Below are 24,611 nucleotides of genomic sequence, written 5' to 3' on the forward strand. Positions count from 1 at the left end.
CTGGAAGCTATTAAATAAATAGCATCTGGCTTTAGAAGCTTTCCCAGTCGCCCTCACCGCCTTGGGGCGCTGCAGGCCGCGCCAACGCGGGCTTGGCGGTGATGGCCACCGGGCGGCGCTGCGCTGGTACAGGCTTGGCAGGCTGTGGGGTACGGGCCAGGGCTTTCACCGGGGGCTTGGACTGGTGTTGGATGGCGGGTTTGCTGGGCAAGGCCTTTGCCACGGGCGGCCTGGCCGCGATGGCCGGGCGCATGGGCGCGGCGATGGTGCGCGGCACGGGAGCCGCTAACCGGTGTGTGTGGGCCGTGTGGCCGCCAACGTTGAACACCGACACCACTTCGGCCAGGCGTTGGGACTGGTCGCGCAGACCGGTAGCGGCAGCGGCAGATTGCTCGACCAGGGCGGCGTTTTGCTGGGTCATCTGGTCCAGGTGGTTCACCGCCTGGTTGACCTGCGCAATGCCGTCGCGCTGCTCAGAGGATGCGGCGCTGATCTCGCCAATCAGGTCGCTGACGCGGCTCACGCTGCTGACGATTTCGCCCATGGTTTCACCCGCCTGGGTGACCTGCTGGGTACCCGCTTCGACGGTTTGCACCGAGGCACCGATCAGGGTCTTGATCTCTTTGGCGGCATCGGCGCTGCGCTGCGCCAGGCTGCGCACTTCGCTGGCCACCACGGCAAAACCCCGACCCTGTTCACCGGCCCGTGCGGCTTCCACCGCGGCATTCAACGCCAAGATATTGGTTTGAAACGCAATGCCGTCGATGGTGCCGATGATGTCGGCGATGCGCTTGGACGAGGTGCTGATGTGCTGCATGGTGGTAATCACCTGCGCCACCACTTCGCCGCCGCGGGTGGCGGCCTGGGCGGCGGTGGAGGCCAACTGGTTGGCCTGGCGGGCGGTGTCCGCAGCTTGGGACACGGTACTGGTCAGCTCTTCCATGCTGGCGGCGGCCTGCTGCAAATTGGACGCGGTTTGCTCGGTCCGCGCCGACAGGTCGTTGTTGCCGATTGCAATTTCATTGGAGGCGGTGGACACCGAATCCACACCGGTGCGCACCTCGGCGACCACGCCGCGCAACTTGGCGACCATGCCACCCAGCGAGCGCAGCAAATGGCCGAATTCGTCTTTGCGTGGGTCCTGGATGTCCAGCGTCAGATCGCCCGCCGCGATGGCATCGGTGACGGCCACCGCACGCTCCAGCGGCAGGGTGATGGAGCGCACCAACCACTGCGACAGCAGCACGCCCAACGCAAACACCAGCACCACGCTGACCAAGGCCACCACCGCCACGTGGCTGCCGGCATCTTGCGCAGCCAGCTTGGCGGCATCGCGCTGCTGGACCTGCAGGGCCAGGTATTTGTCGATCGCGTCCAGGTACACCACGGCGCGGGGCTTGTAGTCTTTGTCCATGAAGGCCTGGCTGGCCTCGGCATCGTGGGCCTCCTTCAACTGGTTGACCTTGTCGCTCAGGCCGCGGATGTCGGCGCGGGTGCTGGTGATCAGGTCCAGGGCCGCCTTGTCCGCTGGTGCGGTGGCGGCTTTGTTCATACGCTCCTGGATCGGATTGATCTTGGCGGTGAGCTCGGCTGCGCGTTCCTGGAACACCTTGGCCTGGGCCTCGTCGTTGGTGAGCACGCCGTAGATGTTCATGCTGACCGCCATCTCCACCATGCCGCGCCAGCCGGTGACGGTGGTGATGGCATCCTCGTACTGCGCCACCTGGCTCTCGGTGGCATCGGCCACCTGGCGGGTGCGCAGCTGGGTCCACAACGTGACCAGCAACATCGCCAGCAGCAAACCCAAAATCGTGCCCCACAGCTTGTGGGACACGCGCATATCATTGAATTTCATGGTGTGTCTCTTGGTTCATCACGGATATCTTTGGCCAGAGGCGGCCAAAAAGTAACCGAATGCTACATCCAAACACCACCGTGCCCGCAGCGGGCACAGCATTCAATGCAACTTGACGTGCGATTCGGTGCGCCTGGTAATGGCGCGTGTCAGGGTTTCCAGCGTGACCTTGGTGACACCGTGCAGGGCCAGTTCGTGCATTTTGTAGAGCGAGGTGTACATCACCCGCGCCACCAGCCCGTCGATGAACAGGCTGCCTTCCATGATCCCGCCCATGAGACTGCCTACGGCGCTGTAGTCGCCCAGCGACACCAGCGAGCCGAAGTCGCGGTAGCGGTAGGGCTCCAGCGGCTTGCCGTCCAAGCGGCGCTTGATTTGCTTGACCAGATGCGATGCCTGCTGGTTGGCGGCCTGGGCGCGTGGTGGCACAAAGCCGTTTTTCTCCGGCCAGGGGCAGGCAGAGCAGTCGCCCAGGGCAAAAATATTGTCGTCGCGCGTGGTCAGCAGGTTTTGGTGCACCGCCAACTGGTTGATGCGGTTGGTTTCCAGGCCGTCGATGTCTTTCAAAAAGCCCGGTGCCTTGATGCCCGCCGCCCAGACCACCAGCTCGGCCGGAATGACCTCGCCACTGGCGAGTTGTACGCTGTCAGCTCCCACGCCCGACACGCGGGCCGAGGTGTGCACCTTTATGCCCAGGCTGTCGAGCAGGTCGTGGGCCCCTTTGGACAGGCGCGGCGACAACGCGGGCAGGATGCGGTCAGCGGCCTCGATCAAATGCAGCTTGATATCGCGCTCGGGGTCGATGCGGTCCAGGCCAAAGGCCACAACTTCGCGGGTAGTGCGGTGCAGCTGGGCCACCAGTTCCACCCCGGTGGCACCCGCGCCAATCACCGCCACCTGCAACTGCTCCGGCTGGAGCGGACCGGTCTGCGCATGGGCGCGCATGCAGGCATCCAGCATACGGCGGTGGAAGCGCTCGGCATCGGCCAGGGTCTCTAGTTTCAGCGCATGCTGGTCCACGCCGGGCGTACCGAAGTCGTTGCTGCGGCTGCCCACGGCAATTACCAAGGTGTCGTAGGAAAAACTTTGCTGGCTGGTCACAGCCACTCCATCTTCGTCGATGAACGGTGCCACATGCACCAGCTTGTTGGCGCGGTCTAGGCCGTTCATCTCGCCCAGCCGGTAGTGGAAATGGTGCCAGTGCGCCTGCGCCAGATAGTTGAGCTCGTGGCGGCCTACGTCCATGCTGCCTGCAGCGATTTCATGCAGCTTGGGCTTCCAGATGTGGGTGCGGGCCTTGTCGATCAGGGTGATGCCCGCCAAGCCCTTGCGGCCCAGAGAATTACCCAAGCCGGTGGCCAGCACCAGGCCCGCGGCCCCACCTCCAACGATGACGATGCGGTGGGCCGAGGGGTTGGGTGTGGGGGTGCGCATGCAGAAATTCTACGGCGCAGCTTCCCGCCGCCAATACGTATTCACCGATATTGCGCTTCTGGCGGACCCACAGTGCAGCCACTTGTTTCATTTAGGCGAAAAAGCAGTCCAGCGCACTGGCCAGGCCAAAAAAATTTGTACCAGATTTGCGCTTCGGGTACGCCCAAGGTACGAAGTTGCTGCTTCACGTCGCGCAGGAAGAGCTTAGGGCCTAAAAAGTAAGCATCCACATCTTTGGAGGCAGCCAGCCATCGGGCCAGATCTGCCGCGCTATGTCTCCAGCGAGTGCTCTACCAACATATCCACACTGCCATCGTGCGCAAAGCCCAGGGCTTGGGCCAATGGCGTATGCAAGGGTGGGTAGGCGGCAAACAGGCGTTCAATCTGTGCATCCGGTGCATAGTGCACCAACCCCCTGCGGTCGGCACCAAAGCGCGCGGCCAGTGCGTCCACCACCTCGGCCACGGCCAGGTGCAGCGCCGGCATTTGGTAGACGCGGCGCGCATCCAGCCGGGCCGGGTCTATGCAGGCGGCATGCAACAGGTTGTCCACGCAGGCACTCACGGAAATCCACCAGGCCTGGCCCGGGGCGGATACCGGCACCGTGATGGACTGGCCGGCCCGCAGGCGCCAGAACAGCTGGCTCATGAAGGCCGACAACAGGCCTGCGCCCTCCCCTGGCCGCGCCACCACGCCGGGCACACGCAGCGAGCAGCCCTGCACCCAGCCCAGGCGGGTGGCATCGGCCACCAGGGCCTCGCCCATGAGCTTGTGGGTGCCGTAGCTCAGCGCGGGTGCGGGCTGTGTGGCTTCGTCCACCACCGCGGGCAAATTGGCGCCGTACACCGCCACGCTGCTGGCAAATACAAACCGGGGTGGCCGGGGTTGGGCACGCAGGTCTTCCAGCAGGCCCAGGGTCGCGTCCAGGTTGATGCTGCGGCCCAAGGCATAGTTTTTTTCCGCCAGCCCGCCGGGGCAACTGGCCAGATGGAACACCACGTCCACCGGGTCGGCGAATGCCTGGGCACGCAGGGCCGGGTCGGCAATGCTGCCCGCGAAATGGGTCACCCGGGCATCGCTGGGCGGCTGGGCAAACGCCAGGTCCATCAAGAGTAATTGGTCCACCGGCTGGCCTGCCAGGCCGTGTATCAACAGCTGCTGGACCAGCGCATGGCCCACAAAACCGGCGGCGCCGGTGACGACAATACGCATCAGCCGCCCCTGCCAGCGGCCAGCGGCACGACCTGCTGGTCGATGCTGCCGAACGGCCCGGCGCTGCCGTCTTCAAATAGCGCCTGCATGCGCACCCGCTCGCCGAAGCGCATGAAGGGCGTACTGGCCGCGCCCTGGTCAATCATCTCGATCACGCGGCGTTCCGCCAGGCAGGCCGAACCCGCAGAGCGCGCCGCGTTCGACACGGTGCCCGAACCCACGATACAGCCCGCCGTGAGCCGCCGGGTGCGCGCCGCATGGGCCACCAGCTCGCCAAAGCCGAAGCCCATCTCGCGGCCATGTGGTTCGCCGAACCGCTCGCCGTTGCGCTCCACTTTCAGATGCATGTGCACGCGGCCGTTGTGCCAGGCGGCACCAAGCTCGTCGGGCGTCACGGCCACGGGAGCGAAGGCGGTAGACGGCTTGGCCTGCAGAAAGCCGAAGCCGGTTTGCATCTCGTGCGGCCCCAGCGCGCGCAGGCTCCAGTCGTTGATCTGCACAACCAGGCGCACGGCGGCCAAGGCCTCAGCGGGCGTTGCGGCCATGGGCACGGGGCCGACGACCACGCCAAACTCGCCTTCGAAGTCGATGCCGTCGGCCTCGCTGGGCAGCGGCACGTCTGCATGCGGCCCCAGAAAATCATCGCTGGCACCCTGGTACATCACTGGCACGGTGTCGCCCTTGGGCATGGGCGGTGTGTTGAACGCGCGCTCCATCAGCTGCATATGGTTCAAAAAGGCCGAGCCGTCCAACCATTGCGGGCTGCGCGGCAAGGGCGCCAGGCACTGCTGTGGATCGAAGACGAAGGCGTCGGCAGCCTGCCCGGTGTTGAGCGCATCGCTGCGCGCCTGCAGGGCCAGTGCGACGGTGTCCCAGCGCTGCAGGGCATCCAACAGGCTGGGGGCGATGTCGTGTGCGTCGCAGGCCAGGTGCTGGTCGTACGAGACGATGACGAGGCGGCCGTCGAGGTGGCCGTTGGCGAGTGTGGCGAATTTCATGGGTGTCCTGTTCAGCGGGGCAAGGCCATGAGGCCGTCGTCAAAAATCGCCACGGCCCGCGTCCAGCCAGCCGAGCCACGCCGCACCTTGTGCGGAAAGCAACTGATGAAGAAGCCGTGGCCGGGCAAGGCTTCCAGGTTGTGCAGTTTTTCCAGGTGGCAGTAGCCGATGTCGCGGCCCGCCTTGTGGCCTTCCCAGATCAGCGCTTTGTTGCCGGTTTCGGCAATCTTTTTAGCGGTGTAGGAGAACGGAGCGTCCCAGCTCCAGGCGTCGGTACCGGTCAGACGCACACCTCGTTCCAGTAAATACATGGTGGCCTCGTAGCCCATGCCGCAACCGGCGGACACAAAGTCGTTGTGGCCATAGCGCGATCCGGCGCGGGTGTTGACCACCACAATGTCCAGCGGCGCCAGCGTGTGGCCTATGCGCGCCAGCTCGGCCTCTACATCGGCTGCCGTCGCCACATAACCGTCTGGGAAGTGGCGGAAGTCGAGCTTCACACCAGGCTGAAAGCACCACTCCAGCGGCACCTCATCGATGGTGATGGACGGTTTTTTCTCCCCGTTCTTGGCGTCCATGGTCGAATGGAAATGGTAGGGCGCGTCCAGGTGGGTGCCGCTGTGCGTGGTCATGGTCACCCACTCGGCGGCAGCGGCCTCGCCGTCCGGGTAGTCCTCCACCGTGGTGCCGGGAATCATGGCCATGAACTCGGGCAAGGTGTCCTGGTGCTTCTGGTAAGTGATCTTAGGAGCCAAAGGTGGCGGGTCAGAGAGGACCTCGTTTTCCAGGAAGATCGAAAGGTCAATGAATTGGCGTGGCATGTAGGGAATCCTCAATTTCCATCTGTTATCAAAGTGCCGCCGTCCACCACCAGGTTCTGCCCGGTGATGAAGGCACCGGCCGGGCTGGCCAGCATTACGGCTACGCCCGCCACCTCGTGGGGTTCGCCCACCCGGCGCAAGGGTGTAAGCGCCAGACGGCGCTGCATGAAGTCTGCGTTGCCCATCAAGCCGGTAGACAAAGGCGAGCGGATCAGGCCTGGCGATATGGCATTGACGCGGACCTGCTGTGGCCCCCACTCCACAGCCAGGTTGCGGGCCAGCTGTGCTAACGCAGCCTTGCTCAATCCGTACAAGCCGATAGAGGTGTTGCCGCGTAGACCGGCGATGCTGGACATCAGCACCACGCTGCCGCCGCCGCGATGGGCCATGCTGGGTATCACCCCCAGCGCCAAGCGCGCAGCGCCGCGCAGGTTGATGTCCCACACACGCTGCCAATCGGCATCACTGGCCTGCGCCAAGGGGCCAGCTGGCCCCTGCACACCCGCATTGCACACCAGTGCGTCAATGTGGCCGCGCCAGGCGCTGGCTTCGTGCACCAGCCGCGCTACCTGGGCCGCGTCCGCCATGTCGCAGCCCAGCGCCAGAGCCTCATGGCCCTGGGCTCGCAGCACGGCAACAGCCTCTTCGCAGGCCCCTGTCTGGATATCGGCCAACACCACCGCTGCACCGTGGGCTGCCATGGCCTGTGCAATAGCCCAGCCCAGGCCTTGGGCGGCCCCGGTGACCAGGGCCACCTGGCCGGTCAGCCGGAACATTTCTGTAACGTGGGACAGGGCCACCATGTCAGTGACCCACCTCCGAGGCGCGGGCCTGCAGAGCCTCACGCAGCGCCGGCGTATAGGCTCCGTCCACCAGCACAAAAAGCATGCGGCACATGCGGCCCGAGCGGTTGGCCCAGGCGTGGTTGGTGCCGCGTTGCACCACCACATCACCCTGGCGCAGCAGGGTGGCGCTGTCGTCCAGCACCAGGGTCATTTCGCCGTCTAGCACCACGCCGTAGTCCACCGACTCGGTGCGGTGCATCAGCGGATGCGGGGAATCGACGCGCACAGTGGACGCACTGGCATCGCCAATCTGCGTGAAGGCGTCGTGCATCGCAGCGGCACCGTGGGCCAGGAAGTCTTCGGTATCGGGCGGGATGTCCACGACACGTATGCGGGTGCCCGCCTGCGGCGGTGGCAAGACCAGCGCGCCCAGGGTCGGGTCCGCGCCGTTGTCTATCTGTGCGGGCGTGCTCTGGGTGGACCATATCTCGTGGAACACGGTGCCCGGAATTTTCTCGATCGCCACCACCTTGGGCAGCAGACCGGCCTCGCTGACGATGGCTTTGCCTTGGGCGTCATGCCCGGTGACGATGCGGCGGATGGGATGAAATGCCATGCTGTTTGCCACCGTCAAATGGGCGCGGCCAGGGCCATCAGCGTCTCGCGCATGATGCGGCCGTGCTCGGCCTTGTCGCCACCAGTGATCTCGATCTCGCCCAGGCGCACGGAGTTCTCTACCACCATGCGGCAACGCTCCCAGCGCCGCACCTGGAAGCGCTCCAACGCCGACTGCAAGCCGCCGTCCGTATTCAGCTCGTCGGCCAACACGATCGCATCCTCGATGCCAATGCAGGCGCCAGACGCCATATGCGGCGTGGTGGCGTGGACCGTATCGCCAATCAGCACAACCCGGTTTTGGTACCAGGGCTGGGGCATGAGCAGGCTTTCCAGCGGGCGGAAGACGATTTGCGCGTCTGCGTTGATCTGGGCTCGCACGCTTTGCATCAGCGGGGCGGAAAATGGCGCCAACAGGTCGGCCAGCATCTGCGGAAACCGCTGCGGGTCCACGCGGTCATTGTTCGCCCGGTCTTCGGTCACGAACAGGTACATCTCCTCTTGCGACACGGCGTTCACACCGGTCTTGACCTTGGGGCCCAGCCACATCATGGTGCGCTGCACCTCGGCAGGCCGGGGCAGCACCGCCCGCCACACGCACTGGCCGCTGTAGGCTGGCTGAGGGGCATCCGGGAACAAAGCCTTACGCACCTGGGAATACAGGCCATCGGCGCCTATCACCAGGTCATAGCGCTGCTGGCTGCCATCGGTGAATTCCACGTCCACACCATCGGCATCCTGGCGCATAGAGGTGAAGCTGCAGCCCAGCCGCACCTGGGCACCCGATGCGCGGGTGGCATCGGCCAGTATCTTGGCCAGCACCGGCCGCATGATGCCGCCGCCGCCGGGCACGTCCGGCCCCGCGATGCGCGGCGTGGGCAGGCTGCCGATCTGATGGCCGGTAGGGGTGAACAAGTCCACCCCATCGGCTGCGAAGCCCTGGGCCAAAAACGCATCCAGCACGCCCAGCGTGCGAAAGGCGCGCAAGGTAGCGCCGCCCAGGCTGATGCCCGCGCCGTAGGAGCGCCAGCCCGAATCGATCTCAACCACATCCACCGCGCAGCCCTGCTTGCGCAACTGTATGGCTGCCGCCATGCCCGAGAACCCCCCACCAATGATCAAAATCTTGTGTGCTGCTGTCATTCTTCTATCTCCGTTGTATCTGTTAAGACTTGCGCAGTGCCCGATTGGCGGGCCTGTCGCCCTTCTGTTGCCCTTCAGTCGGCCGCTGCGTAAGTCGTGTCTATCAATCTCACATAACCCTGGACGTCTATCGCGTGGGCAACGGCCTGCAGCGACTGGCCCAAACACGGCCCCAGCGTGCAGGCCCCGGTATCCACATCAAACAGCGCACCGTGGGCAAAGCACACGATGGCATCGCCCGCGTGGTTCAGGTACGCATCCTTGCGCCAGGCCATGGGGCTGTTGGCGTGCGGGCAGTTGTCACGGTACACCCGCAGCCCATCACCACAGCGCACCGCAAACAGTGTGTCCCGGCCCGCCTGCCCGGGGTCAAAGCCGCGCGACGTGCCCGGAGGCACATCGTCCAGATGGCACAGCAGCGTCATCAGACTGCGCCTTCAGCGCGCCGCACCGGGTGGTGGGCCACCGGATGGCGCCCACTTGTCGCGCTGCTGGAACAAGAATAGCTGCGACGCGTCCGCGCCCATGGGTGCCTCGCGGGCCAGCCATTCGGCGTCGTGCAGGTCCATGTCGGCGTCGTACTCCACATGGCAGCCCAGCGGGCTGTTGAAGTACCAAAACCAGTTGGAGCCAAAAAGATGGCGCCCCGGTCCCCAGAAGGACTGGTAACCCTTGTTGACGAAGCGGGTGCCGGCCAGCATCACCTCGGTAGGCCCGCCCATGTGGAAGGTGAAGTGCTCGCACCCCTTCATGAAAGGTGGCGTCTGGATCATGAACAGCGTGTGGTGGTCGGCCGTGCCGGCCGGGCGCAGAAACGGGCCCACACCGGTAAAGCGGTCGGTGCACACAAAGCCCAGGCGCTGGTAGAAGGCTTCGGCCTTGGCCGCGTCGGGCACGAAATACACCACGTGCGATAGGGAGCGCGGCAAGGCCTGCATGGCCGGCGTGACAGCCACCTGGTTGGCCGGACGCTGCGGCGCGGCGCCTGGTGCGTTGATGGTTTCAGCGGGCAGCTGGATAGACCGGCGCACAGTGAGCTGAAAGGCCAACGCAAAGCCCATGTCATCCACGGCCAGCACGCGGCCCTGGGCATCGCGGCGCACCTCGCGGTCGCGGCCCAGCTCGGCGGCAATTGCGTCCAGCGTCGCTGCGTCGGCCACGCCGTACACGGTCTCGCGCAGCATGCTGGCCGTGCCCATGGCAGGCGGCAGGCGGGGGTCGTCCTTATGGCGGACTTCCACGGCCGTGCCGTCCAGCGCCTCGAAACGGCCACCTTCGGCGGTGACGCCCACCGGCGTCAGGCCGTAATCGGTCAGGTACTGGATACAGGCGGCCACGTCGTCCACGCCAAAGACCAGTGCATCGGGTCCAATAATGTTCATAGCTTGTTGCTCAGTTCAAAAGTAAGAAAAAGGTCGGCATGCCAGAGCGCGGTGCATCAGCCCTGCCCGGCATACAGCACCGCTTCCGTCGCCAGCAGGCCAAAGTGGCCCGATGCGGTAGCCAGGCCCTTGGCCACCAGCGTGTCGCGCACCCAGGTCTGCCATTGCGTCCACAGGCTACGGGCGGCGGCCTCGTCGTCCAGCCAGAATTCATCGATGCCATCCAGCGGGGCCGTCGTGCCGGGTTTGGCCATGGCATCGTTTTGCACATAGCGGCGCAACTTGGCGGCTACAGGCCAGGCCTGCAGCGCGGCGGCGCCTTGCTGCCAGGCGGCGCGGAATGCTTCGGGATCGGCATCCGGTGCGCGCTGGATGCAGAAGAACAGCTTGCAGGCGCCCGCCAGCGGGGCGCGCTGGGCGACCACCTCCCGCTCGCGCACGGTAAGCGGCACCACCGTGCTCTGGTCCACAAAGTTGTCTTCATCGCCCTTCAGGTTCTGCAGGTAGAACGGCGTTTGCAACGAACGACCCAGCGCGCCAAAGTCCGGGAACCAGATCTGGGTGACGAAATCGCGGTTCAACGCAAATGGGTCGCTGCCCGGTGCGGAGCTGCGGTACTGCCCGTCGAACACCGCGTTCTGCACATAACGGCGCGGGGCATTCTGCGGGTCGGTGGCGATGTAGCGCAACACCATTTCGCCATGCACATTGCGGATGTGCTGGCGGTGTTCCACCATGCTGGTGCCGGGTCGGCGGCGGCCCAAGATCATCAGCTTCAAATCAAACGGCCCCGGGACCTGCGGCGCCGACTGGGCATAGTCCGAGGGTGCCGCACCCAGCGCCAGGGAAGCCAGCAGCAGGTGCCGCCGGTGGATCATTGTGTTCATCTAAATACTCCTATTTTTATAGCTGCTTGCGCACGTATTACCTGCGCCATTAGGCAGTTCGACCACCTAATGTTTCGGCCACCCAGTCGGCGATGTAGGCACCGGCATTGGCGCTGTTGTCGAAGCTGCTGTGCTGCACCCCGCCCTCGCGGTCGGTGAAGATCTTCAGCTCGCGTTTCGGGCTGTTGACCAACTGCTCATAGGTGGCATGCGCCCACTTCAGCGGGATCTGAGAATCCTTTTCGCCATGGGTCACCAGGAACGGCACCTTGATGCGGTCCAGGATGCCGTCCAGATGCACGTCCTGCGCAATGCGCATGAAGTCGTCGATGTTCTTGGCGCCCCAGACCCAGCAAACGTGCGCCCAGTAGTGCGGAACAGGAAGATTGCCTTCCTTGGCCAATCGTTTAGCCTGCACGTCGCGCCAGTCGTGGTTGGCACCCCAGACCACACCCATGGCAAAGCGCGGCTCGAAGGCCACGGCGCGCGGGCAGTAGTAGCCGCCGAGCGATACGCCTTCCATGCCGATGCGCTTGGGGTCCACATCGGCGCGGGTTTCCAGCCAGTCCACTACGCGGCTGGCCCAGTGTTCGCTGTCAAAGCGCGCAGTCAGCCCGCGCAGACGCAGCGCATCGCCGGTGCCCGGCTGGTCGATGATCAGCGATGAAACGCCCCGCTTGGCCAGCCAGCCCGGCAGGCCCACCAGGTACTTCATCTCCTTGGTCGAATCCAGGCCGTTGACCTGCAGCAGCAGGGGTGCCGGTCCCGAAGTGCCTTCGGCGTGCACCAGCAGGCCCGAGAGAAAGCTGTCGCCGTAGGGGATCTGCACCCGCTCGCAGTTGTCGCGGGCCAGCGCAATGCCCTTGGAGAATAGTTCCTCGAAACGCTGGTACAGCGCGATCCGCCCGGGCGCGCCGTGGGCCTGCAGGCGTTCGCAGGTCAGCAGGTAGTTGGCCGCGCGTTTGTATTTTTCACCGGCAGACAGCAGGCGGCCTGCGGCCTCGTCTTCTTCGGCCAGGCCGCACAGCTTCTCGGCCATGTGTTGCCAGGTTTCGCGGAAGGCGGCGGTGCCTGCGGCATCGGGCTGTTTGGCAGCCTCTTGTAGTGGCTTGCACATGACCTCGATTTCACCGATGCGCGCGCCCATCTCCAGGGCCAGGTTGACGGACAGGTCCCAGACGTAATTGGTGGGGAAGTAACGGAACATAACTGCTTTCTCAGGGTAAAAATCAATGGGCTACAGCGGGTGCGGACGCGGCCTGCACCACACCGGGCGAAAGATGCGCAGCGCGGCGATAACACAGCCAGGACACGGCGCAGACCAGTACCGCGGCCAAGCCGATGGATGGCGTGCCAAAGCCCGCCACCAGCACGCCGCCCACCACCGGACCAATCGCAGCCCCGCTCATCAGCATGGCGGGTGTCAGCGCCACCGCGCGGCCACTGGCGTCGTTACGCGACAGCCAGCCGAAGACAAAGGTATGGGTGAAGATCATTGGCGTCACGAACAATGCGGTAGCCACCGCATACATCGCGAATCCGCTACCCCAGGCCAGAGCCACGGCCAGTCCGGCCTGCACCAGCACGCCGCCTGCGGCTGCGCTGAAAGCAGGCCAACGCCGCTCGGTCAGCGCAGCCAGCACCGGCGGCAAGAGGTTGATAAAACCCAGCACTACCAGCACTACCAGCACCACCAGCACCCGGTCGCCAAAGCCGCGCTCGGTACCGATGCGCTCGGCAAAGCTGAACACCATGGACTGGGTGACGGCCATCAGCGTCAGGCCGGCAATTGCCCACCAAACCGGTGCGGCAATCGGCTGCACCTCGCGCGGTACCGGCTTGGCGCTGCCATCCACCGCCGTGGGTCGGGGGAAAGCCAGCGCTGTACCCAAGGTAGCACAGGCCATCAGCGCGGCAAACATGGCGAATAAAGCCACGCCGCCGTGCTGCGTCACCATGCTCTGGGCCACGCCGATGAACACGATGCCGGACACGCCCAGGCCAATGCTGACAATGGCAAACAGGCGGTGTGGCCGGGCACTACGGCCTATGGTGCCGTGCACGAACGACAAGCCGGTTCCCGCACCCAACCCGGCCACCGCGTGCAACACCGTCATGGCGCCCACGTGGGTGGTCTGGGTCATTGCAGCAAAGGCGATAAAGGCCAGCGCATAGCCCAGTGGCGCCGCGCGCCAGGGCGCATACCGGTGAAAGCGTGGCGCAAACACCAGGCTGGCCAGCACGGCCGCCGCCAGATAGGCTGTGACCATGGCACCGGCCTGCGGCGGGCTGAGATGGTATTGGCCTATCAAGGCGGAGCCCACCCAGACGGGCAGCGCCACCAGGTCCACCATGCCGGCCACATGGGCCAATAGCAGGATGGCGCGGCCCTGCCAATGCTCGGTATCTGTTTTCATGCTGTTGTCTCCGTGGCGGCCGTCTGCGCGGCGGGTTTGAGTAGGAAGTGGGCCAACGCGGGCAGCAGGATCAATGCACCCAGCATGTTCCAGAGGAACATGAAGGCCAGCAGCAAACCCATGTCGGCCTGGAACTTGATAGGGCTGGCCACCCAGGTGATGACGCCAATCGCCAGCGTCACGCCGGTCAGCATCACCACCTTGCCGGTGAACAGCAGCGCCCGGTAATACGCCTGCGACAGGCTAGCCCCGGCACGCAGCTGCGCCAGGGTGACGCTGAGGATGTACAGCGCGTAATCCACGCCTATGCCCACACCTAGCGCAATCACCGGCAGCGTCGCCACCTTGACGCCCATGCCGAAGGCCACCATCAGCGCCTCTGCCAAAAACGATGTCAGCACCAGTGGCAGCACCGCCACCACCACCGCGCGCCAGGAGCGGAAGGTAATGAAGCACAGCAGCACCACCGCGCCATACACCATCAGCAGCATCTGGTGCCAGGCATGTTTGACGACGATATTGGTGGCCGCCTCGATACCGGCATTGCCCGCCGCCAGCAGAAACTGCACGTCCGCTGTGTCGTTTTCTTTGGCGAAGGCTTCCACATGCTCAACCACGCGGGTCAGGGTGTCGGCCTTGTGGTCGCGCAGGTAGACGTACAGCGTCAGCAGGCCGCAGCTGTCGTTGTACAGCCCACGCGGTGCGCCAGCGGTCACGGTGTTGAGCATGTCCTGGTTGTTCAGGAACTCGTACCACTTGGGGTTGCCCTCGCTCAGGCCCGTCAGCACGCGGCGGTTCAGCAGTGCCAGAGTGTTGGTGGACTCCACGCCGTCGAGCTGGCGCAGCTGCCACTCCAGCGCATCCACCTTGTTCAGCGTCTCGTACTGGGAGCACTGGCCTTCGGGCGTCTTGACCATCACGGCCAGCACGTCACTGCCCGCGCCATAGGCGCTGTTGATGAAGGCCACGTCGCGGTTGTAGCGGCTGTCGGCGCGCAGCTCGGGAGCGCCCGGGTCCAGGTCGCCAATCTTCAGCTGCGACGCCACCAGCGCACCGGCCACGCCCAGCAGCACGCCACCGGCCACGGCCGCTGTCGCCCAGCGGCGCTGGGTAAAGCGGTCCAGCCAGGCCCACAGCGGGCTGCGCGCCGCGCCGCTGGCATCGCCCGCCTCGGCCCGTAGGCTGCGCTGCGCGGCAGCGGGGCTGACGCCGGTGTAGCTGAGCAAAATCGGCAGCAGGATCAGGTTGGTGAAGATCAGCGCCGCCACGCCCAGGCTGGCCGCCAGGGCCAGCTCACGGATGGCCTGGATGTCGATCACCAGCAGCACCGCAAAGCCCACGGCATCGGCCAGCAGCGCCGTCAGCCCGGCCAAAAACAGGCGGCGAAAGGTAAAGCGTGCCGCCACCAGGCTGGGCATGCCACGGCCTATGTCCTGCATGATGCCGTTCATCTTCTGCGCGCCGTGGCTCATGCCGATGGCAAACACCAGGAACGGCACCAGGATGGAATACGGGTCGAGCTGCTGGCCCAGCAAGGGCAGCAGGCCCAGTTGCCACACCACCGCCACCATGGACGCCGCCACCACCAGCACGGTGGAACGCACACAGCGGGTGTAGGCAAACACCATCACGCTGGCAATCGCCACCGCCAGCGCAAAGAACACCAGCACCGCCTGCACGCCGTCGATCAGGTCGCCCACGATCTTGGCAAAGCCGGTGATGTGCACCGACACCCCTTGTGCGCTGTACTTGGCACGCAGCAGCTCCAGGCGTTGCGACAATGCGCGGTAGTCCATCGCATTGCCCTGGGCATCGCGGGTCAGCAGCGGCACAAACAGCACGCTGGAGCGCCGGTCCAACGCCACGGTCTGGCCGATCTCGCCCGAGCGTTCGATATTCGCTGCCAGTTGCTGCAGGCTGGCTGCGCCGCCGTCGTAGCCCTCCGGGATCACCGGGCCTCCTTCCAGCCCATCCTCGGTCACACCGACCCAGCGGGTCGATGGCGTCCAAAGCGACTTCATGCCCACGCGGTCCACGCCGGGTACCAGGAACACTTCGTCGCTGATCTTGCGCAGGGTCTCCAGATAGCTCGCGTCGTAAATACTGCCTTTGGGGTTGGCCACCGCAATGCGCAAAGCATTGCCCAGGCCGCGCAGCTCGCTTTGGTGCTGCAGGTAGTTCTGGATATAGGGATGGTGGCCGGGGATGGTCTTCTCGAAACTCGCATTCAAGTCCAGACGGGTCGCCTGCCAGCCCAGCAGCAGCGTGACCAGCGCGCAGATGCAGACCACCCACAGGCGGTGGTTGAACAGCAAGCGCTCCACCACCGAGCCAGATTGTGTATTGAATGCCGCTGCTGGGGGCATGGGTGATGTTGCCGCCATCATGGTGCCGTCCCCAATGGCACGGCGATCGCACCGCGTACCGTCAGCGCCAGCAGCCGTCCATCGGTCAACGGCAAAACGCCAGCGGGCGAAGGCAGCGCTGCGCCAGGCAGCAAGCTCAGAGTACCGTCACGCAGGGCAAACAACTGCCCGCCCTGGTTGGCCAGCACAGCCCCCTGCCCCGCGCGCAATGCCGACGCGGTGAATGAAATCGGCGCAGCCGCCGCAATGGCCAACCAGGTGGTGCCTGCATCGGTGGAGCGCCATGCATTACCGCGCAGACCGGCCAGCACGATCTCGCCATGGGCGGGCAGTTCGGCCGTAAAAAAGCTGCCCTGGTAGGGCGTGGTCAGCCGGGTGAAGTGTTGGCCAGCGTCTTGCGATTGCAGCACCAGACCCTGCTCGCCAGCGATCACCACGGTGTTGCCCTGGGCGCGCACGGTGTACAGGTGCAAGGCCTTGGGGTTGTCCAGATGCTGGCCCCAGGGCTTCCAGCTGTGGCCGCCGTCTTCGGTCATGAATGCCAGGTTGTACGCACCCACCACGATACCGTGCTGGGCGTCAAAGAAATGCAGGTCCAGCAAAGGCTTGTCGGCACCGTCGGCCACCAGGCGCTGGGCGTTCTTCACCGCGGCGGCGTCACCGCGGGCCTGGGCCTCGTCCAACACCAACTGGGCAGCGGCCTTGCCTTCCAGTTGGCGCACCCAGGTCTCGCCACCGTCCACCGTGGCCAGCACCACGCCGCTGTGGCCCGTGGCCCAGCCATGCTGGGCATCCACAAAGCGCACGGCGGTCAGCGTCACGCTGGTGGGCACCTGGGCCTGGCGCCAGTGGGCCGCCGCATCGTCTGACAGCAGCACAATGCCGCGCTCGCCTACCGCTACCACACGCGACCCTGCCAGGGCCGCGCCCAACAACACCGCCTGGGCGGCTTGCGGGCTGACCAAGGCAGGGCGGTCCAGCGCACTACCCACTGGTGCAGCCCATGCTGCGGGCAGTGCCAGCGCAGCGGCGCACACCAGCAGGGCACGCAGTCGGCCCGTTTCCGGTGGCTTCAAGGAAATCAGAAGCATGTTGTCCTACGCCTCAGCGAACGCTGTCGCCAGCCATGGCATCGGGCGAGAAAGTGGAGTCGGCGTAGCGTGGCTGCAGCGTGTATTGCGCCGACTTGCTGTTGTACAGGTCACCCACATAGGCGGTGCCCGACAGCAGGTCGTTGAAGCCGAAAGCTCCGGTTACCGTGCCTGGCAGATCGGGCGCCACAAAGGTGGCGGTCCAGATGGACTTCCAGAGCTGGCCGTTGGAATCCCAGCGGTCGGCCAGCACACAGGCCCAGGTGTCTTCGTCGCAGTAATAGCGGCTCTTGGCGGCAGGGTGGCGTTGACCGGCCCGCAGGCTGGCATTCACCACCCAGACCCGGTGCAGCTCCCAGCGCATGAAGTCGGGATTCACGCCGTTCTTGCCCAATACCTCGGCATCGGTCTTGGCTTGTAGCAGGCGGTTGCCGTTGTAGGGGATGAACATCTCCTTCTTGCCTGCCAGCTTGAAGTCGAAGCGGTCCAGCTTGCCGGACCAGGTCTGCACCTCGTCAAAGCTCATCAGCCCGGCGGTCACTGGCGACGGCGTATCGCAGCAAGGGTTGGGCAGCTTGCGCACACGGCGCTGGCCGGTCAGGTAGACCCAGGACTGGGTCTTGGCCGGGTCGATCTGGTCGCGGCCGGTGATGGCTTCGCCCGCGCGTATCGGAGGGCCCACGTTGACCAGGCGGATCAGTTGGGTCTCGGGTGCCTTGGCAAAAGACTCCAGCGTGACGTCGGGGTAGTAGTACGGAATCTGGAAGTCGATGACGCCGTCGGTGGTCATCACCGGCTTGCCGTCTGCCGTGATCTGGTACTGGGTGACCTTGGACTGGAAGGAAGTACCGCGCCAGCGCAGCATGTGGTTCCATATCACTTCGGCGCCCACTTTGGGCAGGGGGAAAGGAATACCGCCCACCACATCGATCGGCACATCGCCCTGCAGCTTGCCACGGGTAGCGTTTTTCTGCGTGTTGTCGTAAACCCACTGCGGCGCGGCGGCGGTGCGGTGCGTCTTGTACACATCTACCCGGTAGTCGGGGTATTTCTTCAGCAAAGCCATCACGCCGTCGCTGAGCTTGTCGGCGTATTGGTCGGCGTTCTTGCCGGTGATGCTGGTCAGCGGCTTTTCGTCCTTGAACGGGTCGCCGCGGCGGCCGCCGGCGTTGTCGCCAGCAATCGCGGTGGTCAGGCCGCCGGTCCAGGTGGGAATGCTGCCGTCTTTGTTGGCGGCTTTTTCAGCACCCAGCGGTGTCAGCTCGGTCTTCAGTTTCGCGGCCTCTTCCGCGCTGACGGCGGCCCAGCTTGGCAGGCTGGTGGCAGCGCCCATCAGCAGCCCGCAGGCCGCCAGCAGGGTATGGTGGTTTTTTTTCATGGTGTCTCCGGTAATTCCAAATGGGTAGGGGTTAGCGGGGGGGTCAGAACGTGCGACGCAGGTTCAATGAGATGAAGTTGCGGTCGCCCAGCGGGTTGCCGTCGCTGAACTGCCCTGTGCTGTAGTCGTTAAAGGGCTTGCTGGTGCCGATGTAGCGGGTGTAGTTCAGCCCGAATTGCCAGGTATTGCGGAAGTTGCCTTCAATGCCAATGTTGGCGCTGCCCGTGCCCTTTGGGCCCCAGGCGGTGACGCTGGAACGACCCGACAGGGTGTAGCGCAGGCCCACAGGCACGTTGATGTCCACACCGTCAAACACCTGCCGGTAGGTCGGGGTGTAGACAAACTGCACGATGCTGGCGTCGCGGGTGCGGCCCTGGTCGATCTCGTTGTCCGGGTCGTTTTTATGCAGCACGCGGTTCCAGGCCAGCTCGGCCGCCAGGCCGCTTTCCTTGGCCAAGAAGTTCGGGCCAAAGCTGGCAATGGTGGACAGGTTGATGTGCGCGGTGCGTCCAGTCGGATACGCCGGCCGGGCCGTACCATTGGGGCCGAAATACACAGCGTTGTTCACATTCAGCGGCATGTTGTCGCGCAGCGAGGCTTCGGCGGACACATTGAAGTCACCCACCGAACGCGACACGCTGGCGCCTGCCACATCGATGTCGCTGCCGAATACATAGAACCAGCTGCTGTCCGTAGCGGGTGCACCGGGGTTCAGCCGGGAATAGAGCTGGCCAGTCTTATCGTGGTAACGCGCGTAGTAAAAACCCAGGTCGGTCTCGTCCAACCGCCATTTCGCCTGCAGGCCAAATTGGCCGCTGTTGCGTGGCTTGTCGTCTGCGCCTGGCTGGGCCACATAGTTGCCACCAATGCCGGGAATGGATGCCGGAATGCCGACAAACTCCGGCCCGGTAGCCCCCCAAGGCACATTGGCGGTGGAGAAATAGCTGCCGGCTGCAGGCACACGACTCTCCTTCCACTGGAATTGCACATAGCCCCCCAGGCTGAAGTTGGGCGCCACCTGCCACTGGCCCGACAGCTGCGGCACCGGAATGGCGATTTCCTTGAACTGCGCGTTCGGTGACGACAGCAGCTTGGACACGTCCGTCGGCCCCTGCGCAGCGGCAATGCCGTTGTCGCCAAAGAACAGGCTTTCGCCGTACAGCAAGCTGTGCTGGCCCAGCCGACCGCTGAGCTTGCCACCGTTGGCCAAGGTGGTGCTGCCAAACACGAATGCATCCATCAGCTCTGCCTTGCGGCCCGACTCCTCCTGGGTGTGGTCGGCGAACTGGTTGTAGGGTGACTGGCCGTTGGTCGGGTCGTTGGGCGCATCGGTGCCGCGCTGGTAGGCCCGGTCGTACCAGCCAGCGGCGCTGATCCGCAGGCCAAACCGGCCTTGGTACACCGCATCGAACTCGGACAACAGATCCAGCCGCTCCGACACAAAACCGCGCTGGCTGAAGTTCTGGTCGCCCGCATTGAAGTTGATGGCCTGCGGCGCACCCTGGGCGCTGAAAGACTGTGTCAGCGCCGGGTCCGCATTGCGCAGCCGGTACATGGTGCTGGCCTTGACCGTGTTGTCGAAGCGCAGGCTCAGGTCCGGGTTGCCGCTGTCCAGCTCCATGGACTGGGCGCCTTGCACGGCCCCCAGCGCCGCGCAGGCCATGGCGGTACGCGTCATCAGCTGAACGCGGGAATAAGGGGAATAGGGGCGCGGAGCCCGGGCGGACGGGGTCCGCTTCCATAAACGTGGGTGCATGCTTTGTCTCCGGTTTGTTGTCTTACGGTGGGCTGCAAATTGCGGTTTGCCCCGACCTGGAAACGGAATGTACGGAGGGGTAAAGCATTCGTAAAATGGATTCTTTCGATTCCACAAATCCACGCCACTAATACCAAGGGTTACCCCGAGCATGCGATTCAACAAACTCGACCTCAACCTGCTGGTGGCGCTGAACGCCTTGCTGACCGAGCGCAACATCAGCCGCGCGGCTGTGCGCGTGCACCTCAGCCAGCCCGCCATGAGCAATGCGCTGGCACGCCTGCGGGCTTATTTCGAAGATGAATTGCTGGTGCCATCGGGGCGCCAACTGATCTGGACACCGCGCGCCGAAGCGCTGGTGGAGCCAGTGCGCGAAGTGCTGATGCGCATCGACAGCACGATTGCCGTGCAGCCCCGCTTTGACCCAGCCACCGCCTCGCGGGCCTTCACCCTGCTGGTGTCCGACTTCACCACCACGGTCTTCGTACCCGCCCTGCTGGAGCGGCTGTACCACGAGGCGCCGGGCGTACGCATAGACCTGCGCATGCAGTACACCAACCCCGCCGAAATTCTGGAACAAGGCGATGCCGACCTGCTGATCATTCCCGCCCAGTACGCCTCACCCGACCACCCGTCACAGCCGCTGTTTGAAGAAAACTATATGTGCGTCACCTGGACCGGCAATCGGCATATCCAGGACAGACTGAGCTTTGAGGACTACCTGGCTGCAGGCCATGTGCTGGCCAATTTTTCCGGCGCTGCGCAGACACCGGCATTCGACGGCTGGTTTCTGGAACGCTTTGGCATCACCCGCCGGGTCGAAGTCACGGCCCCGACCCTGGCCGCCCTACCCAGCCTGGTCGTGGGCACCGACCGCATCGCCACCGTGCACCGCCGGCTGGCCGAGCGGGTGCGCCACCTGTTGCCCATCCGCATCTGGGAGCCGCCGCTGGAAATCCCCAAGCTGGTCCAGATGCTGCAATGGCACAAATACCGCAACAACGACTTGGCCCTAGCCTGGCTGCGCAACTGCGCGCTCGAAGTGGGCGCGCAAATCTAGTCAGTCCAGCGATGCCGCTGGGCCGAAGAATTCATAGCGGGTTTGCGCCTCGGGCACGCCCAATGCGCGCAACTGCTTTTTCACCTGGCGCATAAAGGGCTTGGGGCCCAAAAAATACGCGTCCACATCGCGCGAGGCGGGCAGCCACTGGGCCAACTGTTGCGGCTCCAGGTGGCCCACGGCATGCGGTGCGTCTTCAGAACCGCTGTGCTCGTCATAGGCATAAAAGCGCTGCAACTGCGGGTGCTTGGCCAGGCGCGCCTCGATGGCGTGGCGGAAGGCATGCACATGGCGATTGCGCGCACAGTGGATGAAGTGCACCGGCCGTGTGCCCTGCAGCGCCGCGTCCAACATCGCCAACGTGGGCGTGATGCCAACGCCGCCGCTGATCAGCACCACGGGGCGCTCACCGGCCGCCAGCACGAATTCGCCTGCGGGCGGAAACAGCTCCAGCACATCGCCAACCTGTACCTGGTCATGCAGATGGTTCGACGCCAGGCCGCCAGCCTCGCGCTTGACGCTGATGCGGTAGTCCACACCATTGGGGGCGGCCGACAGCGAGTAGTTGCGGCGAATCTCCTGGCCGTTCACCATAAGGCGCAGGCCGATGTACTGGCCCGGCACAAATTCGGCCAGCGCGCCGCCGTCTTGCGGCTGTAGGTAGAACGAGGTGATTTCGCTGCTCTCGACCTCTTTGCGGGCCACGCGGAAGGCCCGCGCACCGCGCCAGCCGCCCGGGGCGGCAGCGGTATCGGCATAGATTTTTTCTTCGGCCCCGATCAGGATGTCGGCCAACTGGCCATAGGCCGCGCCCCATGCAGCGATGACTGTATCGGTAGCGATCTCGGCGCCCAGCACTTCGCGGATGGCGCGTAGCAGGCAGGCGCCGACCACGGGGTAGTGTTCGGGCTGGATCTGCAGCGACACATGCTTCTGGATGATCTGCGTCACCAGGCCGCCCAGCTGCTCCAGCTTATCGATATGCCGGGCGTACATCAGCACACCATTCGCCAGCGCGCGCGGCTGGTCACCGCTGGCTTGGTTCGCCTGGTTGAAAAACGGCCGTACCTCGGGGTGTTCGGCCAGCAGGATTTTGTAGAAATGCGTGGTCAGCGCCTCGCCGCCGCTCTCCAGCAGGGGCACGGTGGATTTGACGATGGCGCGTTGTTCAGGGGTCAGCATGGATGGGCTTTCAATGAGGCTGCAGGGCGACGCTCTGCTGCACCCGGTTTATCAAGATCCATGCCCGGCCTACGGTCTATACAAATCAAGCACTTACGCTTTTACAGTATCTAATGGATGCAGTCATAATGATCTTAAAAAATATCAGAATGACTACAAAATCCCTGCTGCAAACCATCGTCCCGCTGGTGAACGACCTGGCCCGCGAACTGCCCGATGCCGAGCGCTACCGCCGTCTGCTGGAGGCCGTGCGTGCGCTGCTGCCCTGCGACGCGGCGGCCCTGCTGCGGCTGGACGGGCCCACGCTGGTGCCGCTGGCGGTCAACGGCCTGAGCCACGACACCCTGGGGCGGCGCTTCAAGGTGGCCGAGCACCCGCGCCTGCAAGCCCTGCTGCAAGCCCCCGGCCCGCTGCGCTTTCCGGCCGACAGCCCCCTGCCCGACCCCTACGACGGCCTGATCCCTGGCGTGCAGCTAGAGGTGCACGACTGCATGGGCTGCCCCGTGCTGCTGGGCGACCAGCCCTGGGGCGTGCTGACGCTGGATGCGCTGGACAAAGAGCGTTTCAGCACCGTAGACCTGGGCGACTTGCAAGCCTTTGCCAGCCTGGCCGCCGCCACCGCCAGCGTGGTACAGCGCATCGCCGGGCTGGCGCAGCAAGCGGAAACCGAGCACCTGCGGGCCGAAAGCTACCGCGCCCTGGCCCAGGACCACCCCACCCCGGTGCTGATCGGCCAAAGCCCGGCCCACCAGCGCCTGCTGGCCGACATTGCCACCGTGGGCAACAGCGACCTGACGGTGCTGGTCACCGGCGAAACCGGTGTCGGCAAAGAGCTGGTGGCGCAGGCGCTGCATGCGGCCTCGCCCCGCGCTGCGCGGCCGCTGATCAGCATCAACTGCGCGGCCCTGCCCGAGTCGCTGGTGGAGAGTGAACTGTTCGGCCACGTGCGCGGCGCGTTCTCTGGCGCCGTGGCCGACCGGCGCGGCAAGTTCGAGCTGGCCGATGGCGGCACGCTGTTTCTCGACGAGGTGGGCGAGCTGTCGCTGAACGTGCAGGCCAAGCTGCTGCGCGTGCTGCAAAACGGCCAGTTGCAACGCCTGGGCTCGGACCGCGAGCACCGGGTGGACGTGCGGGTGATTGCCGCCACCAACCGCGACCTGGCTCAGGAGGTGCGCGCGGGCCGCTACCGCGCCGACTTCTACCACCGCCTCAGCGTCTACCCGCTGCCGGTACCACCGCTGCGCGAGCGTGGCCACGACGTGCTGCTGCTGGCCGGGCATTTTCTGGAACTGAACCGCTCCCGCCTCGGCCTGGGCAGCCTGCGCCTGGATGCCGACGCCCAGGCCGCGCTGCTGGCGCATAGCTGGCCCGGCAATGTGCGCGAGCTGGAGCACCTGATCGCCCGCAGCGCCCTCAAAGCCCAGCAAGGCGCAGCCCCCCGGGCGCGGATTGTCAGCCTGACGGCAGCGCACCTGGCACTGGAGAAAGAGTTGGCACCGCAATTGCACGTGCAAAGCCTGCCCGCCGACACCGCAGTTCCAGTCGATTTGCGCACCTCGCTAGACGACCACCAGCGCCAGCGTATCGCCGCCAGTCTGCAGCAGCACGGTGGCAACTGGGCCTCGGTGGCGCGTGAACTGGGCCTGCACCGGGCCAATTTGGTCCGGCTGGCGCGTCGGCTGGGTTTACGCACCCGCTAACATTGACACCAAACTTACAACGATTAAAAGAGAACCCCTATGGATTTCCCCCTGCACCAACTCAGCATGACCGTTCTGATGAGCCCGGACATGGCCAATTTCTCCGGCAACGTGCACGGCGGCGCGGTGCTCAAGCTGCTGGACCAGGTGGCCTACGCCTGCGCCAGCCGCTACGCCGGGCGCTACGTGGTCACGGTCAGCGTGGACCAGGTGATGTTTTTGCAGCCCATCCACGTGGGCGAGCTGGTGACCTTTTTGGCCAGCATCAACCACGCGGGCACCTCGTCGATGGAGGTCGGCATCAAGGTGGTGGCCGAAGACATCCGCACCCACAGCGTGCGCCATGTGAACAGCTGCTTTTTCACCATGGTGGCCGTGGGCGACGACCGCAAGCCCGCGCCAGTGCCGCCATTGCTGCCCGCCACGCCCGATGAAAAACGCCGCTTCGAGCAGGCCATTCTGCGCAAAAACCTGCGCCACGAGCTGCGCAACCGGTTCAAGTCGATCAAAGAGACTTCTGAATAAAAAG

At 64.9% G+C, this 24,611-nt stretch carries 21 protein-coding genes and 1 pseudogene; 3 read left to right on the forward strand and 19 right to left on the reverse strand.

The features are described 5' to 3' along the window. Positions 1–31: 31 nt before the first annotated feature. From ABI213_RS06825 to ABI213_RS06910, 18 genes and pseudogenes are all read right to left on the reverse strand, one after another. Positions 32–1,855, reverse strand: coding sequence for a methyl-accepting chemotaxis protein (locus tag ABI213_RS06825; RefSeq protein ID WP_348008581.1), 1,824 nt, complete (start codon positions 1,853–1,855; stop codon positions 32–34). A gap of 102 nt (positions 1,856–1,957) precedes the next feature. Next, on the reverse strand, positions 1,958–3,289 hold the full coding sequence (locus ABI213_RS06830; protein ID WP_348008582.1) for an NAD(P)/FAD-dependent oxidoreductase: 1,332 nt from the start codon (positions 3,287–3,289) through the stop codon (positions 1,958–1,960). Between the two features lie 122 nt (positions 3,290–3,411). Continuing rightward, a pseudogene (locus tag ABI213_RS06835) lies at positions 3,412–3,549 on the reverse strand (nitric oxide dioxygenase); the annotation flags it as partial. A gap of 10 nt (positions 3,550–3,559) precedes the next feature. Beyond that, the gene (locus ABI213_RS06840) at positions 3,560–4,501 is read right to left on the reverse strand and encodes an NAD-dependent epimerase/dehydratase family protein (RefSeq protein ID WP_348008583.1); all 942 of its coding nucleotides are present in this window, start codon (positions 4,499–4,501) and stop codon (positions 3,560–3,562) included. Then, positions 4,501–5,499 carry a fumarylacetoacetate hydrolase family protein gene (locus tag ABI213_RS06845; protein ID WP_348008584.1) on the reverse strand — a complete coding sequence of 333 codons (999 nt, stop codon included), beginning with the start codon at positions 5,497–5,499 and terminating at the stop codon, positions 4,501–4,503. The genes ABI213_RS06840 and ABI213_RS06845 overlap by 1 nt, the downstream gene beginning before the upstream one ends. Before the next feature lie 11 nt (positions 5,500–5,510). Next, a complete protein-coding gene (locus ABI213_RS06850) occupies positions 5,511–6,320 on the reverse strand; it encodes a cyclase family protein (protein ID WP_348008585.1) in 810 nt (269 codons plus the stop codon). 11 nt (positions 6,321–6,331) lie between these two features. Next, positions 6,332–7,123, reverse strand: coding sequence for a glucose 1-dehydrogenase (locus ABI213_RS06855; protein ID WP_348008586.1), 792 nt, complete (start codon positions 7,121–7,123; stop codon positions 6,332–6,334). A gap of 1 nt (position 7,124) precedes the next feature. Continuing rightward, the gene (locus tag ABI213_RS06860; RefSeq protein ID WP_348008587.1) at positions 7,125–7,721 is read right to left on the reverse strand and encodes a cupin domain-containing protein; all 597 of its coding nucleotides are present in this window, start codon (positions 7,719–7,721) and stop codon (positions 7,125–7,127) included. A gap of 14 nt (positions 7,722–7,735) precedes the next feature. Continuing rightward, positions 7,736–8,863 carry an FAD-dependent oxidoreductase gene (locus tag ABI213_RS06865; RefSeq protein WP_348008588.1) on the reverse strand — a complete coding sequence of 376 codons (1,128 nt, stop codon included), beginning with the start codon at positions 8,861–8,863 and terminating at the stop codon, positions 7,736–7,738. A gap of 74 nt (positions 8,864–8,937) precedes the next feature. Beyond that, positions 8,938–9,288 carry a Rieske 2Fe-2S domain-containing protein gene (locus tag ABI213_RS06870; protein WP_348008589.1) on the reverse strand — a complete coding sequence of 117 codons (351 nt, stop codon included), beginning with the start codon at positions 9,286–9,288 and terminating at the stop codon, positions 8,938–8,940. Positions 9,289–9,300: 12 nt separating this feature from the next. Then, complete coding sequence (locus ABI213_RS06875; RefSeq protein ID WP_348008590.1) at positions 9,301–10,245, reverse strand: VOC family protein; 945 nt, start codon at positions 10,243–10,245, stop codon at positions 9,301–9,303. Positions 10,246–10,301: 56 nt separating this feature from the next. Continuing rightward, positions 10,302–11,132, reverse strand: a complete 831-nt coding sequence (locus ABI213_RS06880; RefSeq protein WP_348008591.1) for an EthD domain-containing protein — start codon at positions 11,130–11,132, stop codon at positions 10,302–10,304. 49 nt (positions 11,133–11,181) lie between these two features. Beyond that, positions 11,182–12,339: a prolyl oligopeptidase family serine peptidase gene (locus ABI213_RS06885; RefSeq protein ID WP_348008592.1), complete on the reverse strand. Its 1,158-nt coding sequence runs from the start codon at positions 12,337–12,339 to the stop codon at positions 11,182–11,184. 22 nt (positions 12,340–12,361) lie between these two features. Next, on the reverse strand, positions 12,362–13,549 hold the full coding sequence (locus ABI213_RS06890) for an MFS transporter (protein ID WP_348026516.1): 1,188 nt from the start codon (positions 13,547–13,549) through the stop codon (positions 12,362–12,364). Further along, entirely contained in the window at positions 13,546–15,933 is a 2,388-nt protein-coding gene (locus tag ABI213_RS06895; RefSeq protein WP_348008612.1) for an MMPL family transporter, read from the reverse strand. The genes ABI213_RS06890 and ABI213_RS06895 overlap by 4 nt, the downstream gene beginning before the upstream one ends. Beyond that, a complete protein-coding gene (locus ABI213_RS06900) occupies positions 15,933–17,006 on the reverse strand; it encodes a YCF48-related protein (protein WP_348008594.1) in 1,074 nt (357 codons plus the stop codon). Before ABI213_RS06900 ends, ABI213_RS06895 begins: the two co-directional genes overlap by 1 nt. A 13-nt stretch (positions 17,007–17,019) precedes the next feature. Then, positions 17,020–18,384, reverse strand: a complete 1,365-nt coding sequence (locus ABI213_RS06905; RefSeq protein WP_348008595.1) for a DUF1329 domain-containing protein — start codon at positions 18,382–18,384, stop codon at positions 17,020–17,022. Positions 18,385–18,427: 43 nt separating this feature from the next. Further along, a complete protein-coding gene (locus ABI213_RS06910; protein ID WP_348008596.1) occupies positions 18,428–20,140 on the reverse strand; it encodes a DUF1302 family protein in 1,713 nt (570 codons plus the stop codon). A gap of 151 nt (positions 20,141–20,291) precedes the next feature. On the opposite strand from ABI213_RS06910, the gene ABI213_RS06915 reads away from it, so the two are divergent. Beyond that, on the forward strand, positions 20,292–21,200 hold the full coding sequence (locus ABI213_RS06915) for a LysR family transcriptional regulator (protein WP_348026518.1): 909 nt from the start codon (positions 20,292–20,294) through the stop codon (positions 21,198–21,200). Here the strand turns inward: ABI213_RS06915 and hmpA are convergent, their stop codons facing one another. After that, positions 21,201–22,382, reverse strand: a complete 1,182-nt coding sequence (gene hmpA / locus ABI213_RS06920; protein ID WP_348008598.1) for an NO-inducible flavohemoprotein — start codon at positions 22,380–22,382, stop codon at positions 21,201–21,203. 149 nt (positions 22,383–22,531) lie between these two features. On the opposite strand from hmpA, the gene norR reads away from it, so the two are divergent. Both norR and ABI213_RS06930 read left to right on the forward strand, forming a co-directional pair. Next, a complete protein-coding gene (gene norR / locus ABI213_RS06925) occupies positions 22,532–24,082 on the forward strand; it encodes a nitric oxide reductase transcriptional regulator NorR (protein ID WP_348008599.1) in 1,551 nt (516 codons plus the stop codon). 39 nt (positions 24,083–24,121) lie between these two features. Next, the gene (locus ABI213_RS06930; RefSeq protein WP_348008600.1) at positions 24,122–24,607 is read left to right on the forward strand and encodes an acyl-CoA thioesterase; all 486 of its coding nucleotides are present in this window, start codon (positions 24,122–24,124) and stop codon (positions 24,605–24,607) included. Positions 24,608–24,611 lie beyond the last annotated feature (4 nt).

The sequence above is a fragment of the Rhodoferax sp. genome (genome assembly GCF_039922535.1).
Lineage (GTDB): Bacteria > Pseudomonadota > Gammaproteobacteria > Burkholderiales > Burkholderiaceae_C > Rhodoferax_B.